The 10,529-nt window shown below is 68.9% G+C and carries 13 protein-coding genes; 12 read left to right on the top strand and 1 reads right to left on the bottom strand.

All coding sequences use genetic code 11. The features are described from left to right. From VD997_03715 to VD997_03700, 4 genes are all read left to right on the top strand, one after another. A partial coding sequence (locus VD997_03715) for a HAMP domain-containing sensor histidine kinase (GenBank protein ID HYE61081.1) occupies positions 1 to 620 on the top strand: 620 nt, incomplete at its 5' end. Beyond that, positions 617 to 1,096, top strand: coding sequence for a response regulator (locus VD997_03710; GenBank protein ID HYE61080.1), 480 nt, complete (start codon positions 617 to 619; stop codon positions 1,094 to 1,096). The genes VD997_03715 and VD997_03710, both read left to right, overlap by 4 nt. A gap of 2 nt (positions 1,097 to 1,098) precedes the next feature. Further along, positions 1,099 to 1,851: a response regulator gene (locus VD997_03705; GenBank protein ID HYE61079.1), complete on the top strand. Its 753-nt coding sequence runs from the start codon at positions 1,099 to 1,101 to the stop codon at positions 1,849 to 1,851. Positions 1,852 to 1,883: 32 nt separating this feature from the next. Then, positions 1,884 to 2,612, top strand: a complete 729-nt coding sequence (locus VD997_03700; GenBank protein ID HYE61078.1) for an SDR family NAD(P)-dependent oxidoreductase — start codon at positions 1,884 to 1,886, stop codon at positions 2,610 to 2,612. A gap of 35 nt (positions 2,613 to 2,647) precedes the next feature. Here VD997_03700 and VD997_03695 read toward each other — a convergent pair whose 3' ends face one another. Further along, positions 2,648 to 3,247, bottom strand: coding sequence for a thioredoxin family protein (locus VD997_03695; protein HYE61077.1), 600 nt, complete (start codon positions 3,245 to 3,247; stop codon positions 2,648 to 2,650). Between the two features lie 146 nt (positions 3,248 to 3,393). Here VD997_03695 and VD997_03690 point away from each other — a divergent pair, with 146 nt between their 5' ends. The 8 genes from VD997_03690 (at position 3,394) to VD997_03655 (ending at position 10,427) form a co-directional block, all read left to right on the top strand. Next, positions 3,394 to 4,185 (top strand): LON peptidase substrate-binding domain-containing protein, encoded by a 792-nt coding sequence (locus tag VD997_03690; GenBank protein ID HYE61076.1) that lies wholly within the window; start codon positions 3,394 to 3,396, stop codon positions 4,183 to 4,185. Positions 4,186 to 4,401: 216 nt separating this feature from the next. Further along, positions 4,402 to 4,770, top strand: a complete 369-nt coding sequence (locus VD997_03685; protein ID HYE61075.1) for a glycine zipper domain-containing protein — start codon at positions 4,402 to 4,404, stop codon at positions 4,768 to 4,770. A 140-nt stretch (positions 4,771 to 4,910) separates the two neighbouring features. Then, the gene (locus VD997_03680) at positions 4,911 to 5,918 is read left to right on the top strand and encodes an ABC transporter permease (GenBank protein HYE61074.1); all 1,008 of its coding nucleotides are present in this window, start codon (positions 4,911 to 4,913) and stop codon (positions 5,916 to 5,918) included. Then, on the top strand, positions 5,915 to 6,469 hold the full coding sequence (locus tag VD997_03675) for a sigma-70 family RNA polymerase sigma factor (protein ID HYE61073.1): 555 nt from the start codon (positions 5,915 to 5,917) through the stop codon (positions 6,467 to 6,469). The genes VD997_03680 and VD997_03675 overlap by 4 nt, the downstream gene beginning before the upstream one ends. Positions 6,470 to 6,486: 17 nt before the next feature. Further along, positions 6,487 to 6,798 (top strand): tetratricopeptide repeat protein, encoded by a 312-nt coding sequence (locus VD997_03670; protein ID HYE61072.1) that lies wholly within the window; start codon positions 6,487 to 6,489, stop codon positions 6,796 to 6,798. Continuing rightward, on the top strand, positions 6,795 to 7,430 hold the full coding sequence (locus VD997_03665; protein HYE61071.1) for a RecX family transcriptional regulator: 636 nt from the start codon (positions 6,795 to 6,797) through the stop codon (positions 7,428 to 7,430). The genes VD997_03670 and VD997_03665 overlap by 4 nt, the downstream gene beginning before the upstream one ends. Beyond that, positions 7,427 to 8,104: a hypothetical protein gene (locus tag VD997_03660; GenBank protein ID HYE61070.1), complete on the top strand. Its 678-nt coding sequence runs from the start codon at positions 7,427 to 7,429 to the stop codon at positions 8,102 to 8,104. Before VD997_03665 ends, VD997_03660 begins: the two co-directional genes overlap by 4 nt. A 175-nt stretch (positions 8,105 to 8,279) precedes the next feature. Then, complete coding sequence (locus tag VD997_03655) at positions 8,280 to 10,427, top strand: hypothetical protein (protein ID HYE61069.1); 2,148 nt, start codon at positions 8,280 to 8,282, stop codon at positions 10,425 to 10,427. Positions 10,428 to 10,529: the final 102 nt, after the last annotated feature.

Here is a 10,529-nt window from a genome sequence, read left to right as displayed (position 1 = left end):
CGATCCAGGGATTCTCGCAGATCGTGCTCGCCGACGCGGGCGACAAGCTCGGCCCGCAGGAGCAGGAGCTGCTCAAGAAAACAATCAACGCGGCCAGCCGGCTGGACCGGCTGATTCAGGACGTGCTCACCTACACGCGCGTGACGCGGCAGCCGGTGGCGCTCAATCGCGTCGACGTCGAGCAACTGCTGCGGCAGATCATCGACGAACGCCCCGAGCTGCAGGCGCCGAACGCGGAGATCTTCGTGGAGGGGAGGTTCGAGCCGGTGCGCGGCCACGAGGCGTCGCTGACGCAGTGCATCACCAACCTGCTCGACAACGCGGTGAAGTTCGTCGCGCCCGGCCGGCTGCCGCGCGTGCGGATCTGGAGCGAGGTCACGGACGACGGCATTCGGCTCTGGTTCGAGGACAACGGCATCGGCATCCCGAAGGAGGCGCAATCGCGGCTGTTCGGGATCTTCCAGCGCGTGCACGACGACCGCACGTATCCCGGCACGGGCATCGGCCTGGCGATCGTGCGCAAGGGGGTGGAGCGGATGGGCGGGCGGGTGGGCCTGGAGTCGGCCCCCGGCGCGGGCAGCACGTTCTGGTTCGAGCTCCCAAGCGGAGAAGCGGCATGACGCAGTTCACAGCATCGTCGGCAGCGCCCCCCACCACCGGGTCGATCCTCGTGGCCGAGGATGAGGAGGATGACGTCCTGCTCATCCAGCGTGCGTTCAAGAAGGCGAGGGTGGCGAACCCGCTGCACGTGGTGCGCGATGGGCAGCAGGCGGTGGAGTACCTCGCGGGGGCCGGGCCGTACGCGGACCGCCAGGCCAACCCGATGCCGGTGATGCTCCTGCTGGATCTGAAGATGCCGCGGAAGAACGGGCACGAGGTGCTGGAGTGGATCCGGGCGCAGCCGACGCCGCTGCGGCGGCTGCCTGTGGTGGTGCTGACATCGTCACGCGAGGCCCCGGACGTCAACCGGGCGTTCGAGCTCGGGGCGAGTTCATATCTTCTTAAGCCCGTAAGCATCGATGGTCTTGTTCAGGTGATACAAACCTTGAACATGTACTGGTTCATCATGGGGGCAGTGCCGGAGGTGAACGAGTAGCCATGGCGACACAGCCACAGCAGCCGCTCTGCATCGTGCTCGTTGACGACAGCGCCGACGACCGCGCCCTCGCCTTGCGCGAGCTCGCGGGCGAGTTCCCGGAAGCGCGGTTTATCGAGTGCGGGGACCCCGAGAGCCTCAAGGACGAGTTCTCCCGCCGCCGCTTCCACGTGATGATCACTGACTTTCAGCTCCGCTGGTCGGACGGGCTCAAGGTGCTCGCCACCGCCCGCGAGCTGCGGCCGGACGCCGTGATCGTTATGTTCACGGATTCGGGCTCGCAGGAGGTGGCGGTCGAGGGGATGAAGCTGGGGCTGGACGACTACGTGCTGAAGGGCGCGCGGCACGCGGCCCGCCTGCCGCTGGCCGTGCGGGGGGCGCTATCGCACCGTGCGGCGCTGCGGAAGGCGGCGGACCTGGAGGCGCGGTACCGCAACCTGTTCGACAGGCTGAACGTGGGCATCTACCGGGCGACGATCTACGGCGAGCTGATGGATGCGAACCCGGCGCTGCTGCGGCTGCTGGGTGTGCGGACGTTCGACGAGGCGAGGGCCTCGACGGAGTTCCGCCGCATCCTGTGGGACCATGGGGTGCCCGGCAGCCTCGACCTGATCCGCCCCGTGGGCGATCGCGCGACCCGGCGCGTCGTCCTCGACCGCGCCGGCAAGCAGACCCGCTACATTGTGCACGAGCTGGTCTCGATGCTGGACACCATGCTGATCGTCGACGGCGTTGTTGATGAGGAGCGGTGGTAGCCGGCGCGGTTCAGCCTGCGGGAACACACGCCATGGCCCTGGACTTCAACTCGCTCCACGTCGTCGTCACCGGCGGCACGGGCGCGCTTGGCACCGCGGTGGTCGAGCAGCTCGTGGACCAGGGGGCCACGTGCCACATCCCGTGCTTCTCAGAGAGCGAGCTGGCGAAGTTCCCGTACAAGAGCTCTGACCGCGTTCGGATCGTCGCGGGGGTGAACCTCACCGACGAGCAGAGCACGGTGGACTTCTACCGGCAGTTCGGGGACACGGGCGGGGGGCCGCGGCTGTGGGCGTCGGTGCACGTAGCGGGCGGGTTCGCGTACGCGCCGATTGACACGGTGACAGGGCAGGACTTCCGGGCGCAGTGGGAAATGAACGTCCTTACGGCGTTCCTGTGCAGCCGCGAGGCGGTGCGGGCGATGCGCGGGCAGGGCGGCGCGGGCGGGCGGATCGTGAACACCGCGTCGCGTCCGGGCCTGGTGCCGGCGCTGGGGGCGAACATGACGGCGTACACGTCGGCGAAGGCGGCGGTGTGTGCACTCACCGAATCGCTCGCGGCGGAGGTCGCGCCCGAGGGCATCTGGGTGAACGCGGTGGCACCGTCGATCATGGACACGCCCGCGAACCGCGCGGCGATGCCCAAGGCGGATTACTCCACGTGGCCCAAGGTGCACGAGGTGGCGAGGACGATCTGCTTCCTGGCTTCGCCGATGAACCAGACGACGCGCGGGGCGGTGGTGTCGGCGTATGGGCGGGCGTGACGTCAAACACGACCGTCGGAGCACGGCCGTGACACTCAAGGGTTGAGGTAATACTCCGGCTCGTTCCCCGCCTTCCACTTGATGTTGCAGCCAAGGCTCGGGAACTGCGGCAGCGGCGGGTCCTCGTTCTGGAGCACCGCGTCGATGGCGATGCGAAGGTCTTTGCCGGTGACGGGCAGGCCGTTGCCCGGGCGGCTGTCGTCGAGCTGGCCGCGGTAGCGGAGCCTGCCGTCAGTGTCGAGCAGGTAGAAGTCGGGCGTGCAGGCGGCGTGGTAGGCCTTGGCGACGGCCTGCGACTCGTCGTAGAGGTACGGGAAGGTGTACCCCGCGCTCGCGGCCTCCTCGATCATCTTCTCCGGGCGGTCGTCGGGGTAGTTGGTGACGTCGTTGGGGTTGATGGCGACGAAGCTGACGCGCCCCTCCAGCTTGCGGGCGAGGTTGGCGATCTCCGCACGCACGTGCTTGACGAACGGGCAGTGGTTGCAGAGGAACATCACCACCAGCGGCCGGCCCTGCGCGGCCTCCGCCAGCGAGACAAGCCGCCCCGCCCTCTCCTGGCTGGAGTAGTCGGGTAGCGTGAAGTCCGGGGCCACGGTGCCGATGTCCAGGGCCATCGTCGACGGGGTGCGTGCCATGACGGAACCTTAGCGTGCGGCGTCAGCCCGAAGGGGCGTCGGCCGCGAGCGTGCAGGCCTGCAGCGGGGGGCGCCTCCAGCCGGTATCACCCCGCGCCGGCAGCCCCCCGGTGCGAACGCAGACCCTACCATCCCGTCCCAACCCAATGTCAGGTGAGAACTCCATCCAGGTCAACTTCGGCAAGGCGATGCCGCTGTTCCCGCTCGACGCCGTGACGCTCCTGCCGCAGCAGCTGCTGCCGCTGCACGTGTTCGAGGAGCGTTACCGGCAAATGGTGGAGCACGCGCTCGACGGTTCCGGGCAGATCGCGATGGCGGTGTTCGCGGGCGACCAGTGGAAGCAGAACTACCACGGGCGGCCACCGCTGCGCCCCGCCGTGTGCGTGGGGCAGATCGTGCAGCACGAGAAGCTCGCCGACGGGCGTTACAACGTGCTGGTGCAGGGCGTCTGCCGCGCCCGGATCATCCACGAGCTGCCGATGGAAGAGGGGCGGCTGTACCGGCTGGCGATGCTGGAGCCGGTGGGGCTGGACCCGACCACGATGGTGGTGAGCGAGATCGAGGCCGACGAGGAGGACGAGGAGACCGGCGAGGAGCCGGACCTTGGTCTGCCGCCGCCGCCCGAGCCCGAGGGGCTGTCGGAGGTCCGCACGAAGATCTGCGAGATGCTGGCGGAGGGGCCGCTGACGCAGCTCGTGGCCGCGGAGCCGGTGCTGGAGTTCGTGCGGAACGAGGAGGTCCCCACGGCCCCACTGCTGGAGCTGGTGTCGTTCATGCTGATCACCGACCAGGGGCTGCGGTACAAGCTGCTGGCAGAGGCGAGCATCCAGAGCCGCGCCAAGCTGATCATGCACGAGCTGGAGCATCTGTCGGACCTGATACGGCGGGCGGGTGACCAGCGGCCACAGGACTGGCCCAAGGGGATGAGCTGGAACTAGCCTTCCTGGGTTGCCCGTTGGGGTGACGTCTGGGCGGACAGCCCCGGGGAACCCCACAGAACCCCTACAAACAGGCAGAATTCCGCGATGCACGGGCAATGTTCGTATGGAACAATCGTTTAAGTTGGTACGTCATATACTTGTACCAGCCTGCACCCGCGCCCCGCGGCCCCGCTGAGAGCGGCCCGGCGCAACCACGGAAGAAGGAGCAGCCTCATGAACAAGACGACCCGCACATTCGCCCTGGCCGCGACCGCCCTGACGTCCGCGTTCGCCCTGACCGGCTGCAGCAACGCCCTCGAGGGCGGTGCGAGCGGCGCGGGCCTGGGCGCCCTGTCGGGGCTCGCGATCGGCAGCCTGTCGGGCAACGCCGGCAAGGGCGCCGTGATCGGCGCGGTGGCTGGCGGCCTGGGCGGCGCCATCATCGGCGACCAGAACGCCCGCAACGCCTCGCGCCCGGCGTACTACGGCGGCAACACGTACTACTACTCCGAGCCGAGCACGGTGTACTACGAGCGGCACTACTACCGCCCGCGTCCGAGCGTGGTGGTGGAGCGGCGGTACTACAGCGGCTACGATTACTGATTCCCGAGGTTTTGACAACCAGACGCCGAGACTGAGCCGCTCTGGGCGAAGTCTCGGACCGGGCGCGACTGGCGCCTGATCCGAGACTTCGTCGAAGACTCCTCAGTCTCGGCGTCTTGCTTTTCCGATAAGCTCGCCGCATGCTCGGCCTTGTGCTGCGGCGGCTGGTGCAGCTGCCCATCATCCTCGCGGTGATCTACACGCTCACGCTGGCGCTGGCGTGGGCGGTGCCGGGTAATCCGCTGGAGAACCCCGAGGGCCGCCGCCCGCCGCCGGAGGTCGCGGAGGCGATGCAGCGGCAGTACCACCTCGACAGCTTCTGGTCGTTCTACGGCTCGTACCTCAAGAACGCTTCGGGCGTGCAGTACCTCTCGGATAGAGCCAGCGGGCGGCTCGCGGCCGAGCGCGAGAAGGCGCTGAGCGCGGGGATCGCGCCGCCGCAGCGGCACGTGTTCGACCTGGGCCCCTCGCTCCAGTACCGCGACCGCAACGTGAACGAGATCATCGGTGGCTCGCTGCCGGTCTCGATGACGCTCGGCGGCGCGGCCATCCTGCTGGCGCTGGTGCTGGGGCTGACGGCGGGCGTGATCGGGGCGGTGCGGCCCAACTCACTGTCGGACATCTCGACGCTGGCGATCGCGCTGGTGGGGATCAGCCTGCCGACGTTCGTGATCGGCACGCTGCTGCAGGTGACGTTCGCGGTGTGGCTAGGGTGGCTGCCGATGAACGGCTGGGGGCAGCTCAAACACGCCGTGCTGCCGACGATCACGCTGAGCCTGCCCTTCGCGGCGTACATCGCCCGCCTGACGCGGATGGGCATGCTCGACTGCCTGAACGCCGACTACATCCGCACGGCCCGGGCCAAGGGCGTGAGCGAGCTGGGCATCCTGCTGCGGCACGCGCTCAAGAACGCGTTTCTGCCCGTGCTCAGCTACCTGGGCCCGGCGACGGCTCTGGCGATGACGGGATCGTTCGTCGTCGAGCGGGTGTTCTCGATCCCGGGGATGGGCAAGTTCTTCGTCAATGCCGTGCAGAACAAGGACCTGTTCCTGATCATCGGCGTGGTGCTGATCTTCGCGACGATGCTGATCGTGTTCAACCTGATCGTGGACGTGCTGTACCGGTGGGTGGACCCGAGGATCGAGTGAGCCGCCCTCCGCCAACATCTGACCCGGGCGGCGATCCGCGGAGCGATCAGGAACTGATCGCCGCGCTCAACCGCGGCGATTACGCGGCCTTCGAGCCGCTGTACCTGCGGCACAAGGAGTGGGTGTACAACCTCGCGACGCGCTACACCGACCATCATGGTGCGCTTGACGCGGTCCAGGAGACCTTCGCCTACTTCCTGGCGCAGTTCCCCGGGTTCCGGCTCACGGCGCGCCTGACGACGTACTTTTACCCGGTGGTCAAGAACATCGCACTGTCGGTGAAGCGGCGGAACAAGCGGATCGTGCTGGGTGACCCGCCGGAGGAGGAGGCCGAGCCAGAGGGGCCGCGGGTGCCGGAGGGGGCGCTGGGCGAGGTGCTGGCGGGGCTGCCGCAGCCGCAGCTGGAGGTGCTGCTGATGCGGATCGTGGATGGGATGTCGGTCGAGGAAGTGGGCGCGGCCCTGGGGATCGCGGAGGGCACGGTGAAGTCGCGCTTGCACCTGGCCCTCAACCGCCTGCGTGAGGACCCACGGACGAAAGACCTCTTCTGAGCCACTATCCTTGCGGTATGAGCGAACGACTCGCCAAGCTTCAGGGGCTGCTCGCGGCGGACCCGAATGACCCGTTCGTGCTGTACGGGATCGCGCAGGAGTATGCGAAGCAGGGCGACACCGCGCGGGCGGTGGAGTTCTACGACCGCTGCCTGGGGGCTGACCCGGCATACTGCTACGCGTACTTCCACAAGGCGCGGGCCTTGCAGGATGCCGGGCGGGTGGAGGAGGCCATCGCGACGGCGAAGGTGGGTGTGGCGGCCGCGCGAAAGGCCCAGGACGGGCACGCGGCGTCGGAGTTGCAGGGACTGCTGGACGAGCTCGAGTGAACCTGTTCAACCACGACTTCCTCGGCACGGTCACGAAGGTCGCCCCGACTAAGGACGGCTGGGTGAGCATCTTCGCCGATGAGAAGCGGGTGGCGCGGGTGCCACGAACGGCGATGGAGCAGATCGTTATCCAACCGGGGCAGGAGTGGACACGCCCGCTCGCCGCGGCGTGTGAGCTCGCGGCGGAGGCGTTCAGGGCGAAGATGAAGGCGATTGCCCTTCTGAAGGTGAAGGCCCGCAGCCGCGCCGAGCTGCGCGAGCGGCTGGTGGCCGCGGGCTTCGGAGCGGACGCGTGCGACCTCGCCATTGAGGAGCTCGCCCGCGAGAAGCGGCTGGATGACGCAGCGTTGACGCAGAACATCACCCAGCGGGCGGAGCAGAAAGGCCTGAGCGCCAGCGCGGCCGCAGCGAAGCTCGAGTCCAGGGGTCTCTCCCCCACCGCTGCCGCGACCGCCACGGGCGAGCTCGACCGTGCCACGGAGGCCGCCCGGAACCGCGCGGGCAGGCTGCCCGAATCACTGCCCGCCCCCACCCGTGCCCGCCGCCTGCTGGCGGCCCTGGCACGCCTCGGGTACGAGGAAGAAACCGCCCGCGAGGCGGTCCAGCGTGTGCTAGGGTTTCAGGACGAATGACCCAGGACTCCCACGTGATCAACACCCCCCGTGCTCCGCTTGCTCCTGCCGCGCTCGCTATCACCCTGCTCGCCGGCTGCTCGACCACGATGAACGAGCGCCCGTGGATCGGGCAGACGGAGAACAACGCCCGCGGCGGGGCCGTGTACCTCGACCTTGTCCGCGCCGAAGAGCGGCCGGAAGCGCCGCTGACCAGCGACGGGCCGTCCGTCGTCTCGCTGACGCGGGAGAACTGGCGGCCGATGGTGTTCACGGTTCCGGTTGATGGCGTGGCTTCTCGGCGCAACTACACGACCGAGCTGCACTTCACCGACACCACCGCCCGCCAGCGGGGCGAGCACCCCACGGCCCTCTCGGCCCTCGAGCTCTCGGGCCCGACGCGGACGGAGCAGGCGCTGGAGGGGCTGGTGAACCCGTTCAACGCGTTCGGGGACGCGGTCTTGATGCCGGCGCGGATGGCGGTACACTGGCCATGGCGGGAGGTGTACTCGTTCCCGCCGTCGTACTGGCGGGCGCCCGAGTACGTGCTGCGGCGGCCGCTGACGGCCGATTGCGCGCTGAGCCAGGAGCACGAGGTGCCCCCGCCTGCGCAAGCCCCTGCGGAGAGGCCGGTTGAGCGGCCGGAGGCGCCGGCGGGCGGCGTGCCCGAGCGGCCCGAGACTCCCGCGTCCTAACCGAAGCATCCGCAAGCCTTTGACGATTAATCGGACGCGCGACGCAATCAGCGTTCGCGTCGCGGCCATTTTCATTTAGACTTGTAGTCCCGGCCCGGCATGGGCCGGCGGTGTCCTTCGTGTCCTCTTCCGTGCCCACCTTTCTCGCTTGGGGATTGCAAAGGAGAAGGCTTCCATGAAGTCTTGGATCAAGTCGTTGTGGTGCGGGGCGGCGCTGCTGCTCGTGGGTGCGCCCGCGATGGCGCAGACCAACGGTGCGTGCTGCGTGCAGTCGCCGGCGGGTGTGACGTGTATCCAGACCACCGAGTCCGACTGCCTGGTCCGCCAGGGCCACTGGCGCGGGGCGGGGACGAGCTGCAACACGGCCGGGATCTGCACCACCACGACCCAGCGGGGGGCGTGCTGCATCGCCGCGAACGGGGCGATCACGTGCATGCTGCTGACAGAGGCCGAGTGCGCCTCGCACCAGGGCGTGTACCGCGGCAACGGGACCCAGTGCACGAGCACGAGCTGCTCGCCGACAACGACCACCGGCGCGTGCTGCATCACGACGCCCAACGGCACCTTCTGCCAGGTGATGACGCAGGCGAACTGCGCTTCGCACAGCGGCACCTACCGCGGCAATGGTACCACCTGCACGAGCACGACCTGCGCCCCCACTGCTCCCACCGGCGCGTGCTGCGTGACCACGCCCAACGGCACGTTCTGCCTGGTGACCACCGAGGCTGACTGCGGCGTGCGCCAGGGCACGTACCGCGGCAACGGGACGGCGTGCGGCGTGGCCACGTGCCCGCAGGCGGCAACCGGCGCGTGCTGCATCACCGGGAACGCGACCGTGTGGTGCATCGTGACCACCGAGGCCAACTGCGTTGCGCAGAACGGCACGTACCGCGGGCACGGCACGACCTGCCAGACCGCCAACTGCCCGCAGCCCAACTTCGGTGCGTGCTGTGTCACCACGCCCAATGGCACGTTCTGCCAGGTGCGGACGGAGGCCGACTGCCTCGCGGTGAACGGGACGTACCGCGGCAATGGCACCAACTGCAACACGACCCAGTGCACGCCGCCGTCGAGCGGCGCCTGCTGTGTGACCACGCCCAACGGCACCTTCTGCCAGATCACGACCGAGGCCAACTGCGCCACCCACAACGGCACGTATCGCGGGAACGGCACCACGTGTGCGACCGCCAACTGCGCACCGCCCACCCCGACGGGCGCGTGCTGCGTGACCACGCCCAACGGCACGTTCTGCGGCATCCGCACGGAGGCCGAGTGCCTTGCGGGGGGCGGCACCTATCACGGCAACGGCACGGTGTGCACGAACACCACCTGCACGCCGGCGATCACCGGCGCGTGCTGCGTGACCGGGGGCGGGGCGATCTTCTGCATCACCACGACAGAGGCCGACTGCGCGAACCGCCAGGGCCAGTGGCGGGGGGCGAACACCGCCTGCACCACGACCACCTGTGCGCCCCCGGCCGAGACCGGCGCGTGCTGCGTCACCACGCCGAACGGCGTGAGCTGCTTCGTGACCACACAGGCGAACTGCGCCAGCCACAACGGCGTGTACCGCGGCAACGGCACCGCCTGTGGCGCCGACACCTGCCCCAGCCCTCAGACCGGGGCCTGCTGCATCCCCAGCTTCAACGGCTCGTTCTGCATCATCACCACGCAGGCCAACTGCACGATGCGCCGCGGCGTCTTCCGGGGGGCGGGCACCACCTGCGCCACGGCCAACTGCCCGGCGCCGACGCCCCGTGGCGCCTGCTGCGTCACCACGCCCAACGGCACGTTCTGCGTCATCACCACCGAGGCGGACTGCACAACCCGCCAGGGCGCCTACCGCGGCAACAACACGCAGTGCTCGGTTGGCACGTGCGCCCCGGCGACGGGCTCCTGCTGCGTCATGGTGGAGGGCCTCAACCGCTGCTTCGTCGTGACCGAGGCCGAGTGCACCCGTCGCGGCGGCAGCTACAACGGCAACGGCACGGCCTGCACGCCCGACCGCTGCCCGCAGCCCACGGGCGCGTGCTGCCTCACCAATGACGCGGGCGTCACCGAGTGCGTGCAGCGGACCCGGGCCGCGTGCAAGCTGGCGGGCGGCACGTTCTTCGGCGCTCACACGCAGTGCACCGACGGCCTGTGCGCCGGCTGCCCCTGCGACTTCAACGACGACGGGTTTGTGGATGACTCTGACATCTCCAAGTTCCTGGTCGCGTACAACAGCGGCGACGCCGACGTGAACGGCGACGGCCAGACCAACCAGAGCGACGTTGACACGTTCCTGTCGTGCTTCCGCAACCCGGGGGCGGGCTGCGACTGAAACACGCCGTTCCTGATTCCCACGAAGGCCCGTGCCGCAAGGCGCGGGCCTTTTCGTTGTGTGGCGCGGTTTTTGATGCTCACGCCGTCCCGCGGTGCATCC

It is taken from the genome of Phycisphaerales bacterium (assembly GCA_035627955.1).
Lineage (GTDB): Bacteria > Planctomycetota > Phycisphaerae > Phycisphaerales > UBA1924 > JAEYTB01.
Note: the sequence above shows the minus strand (reverse complement) of the source record. Positions and strands in the feature narration are given on the sequence as shown.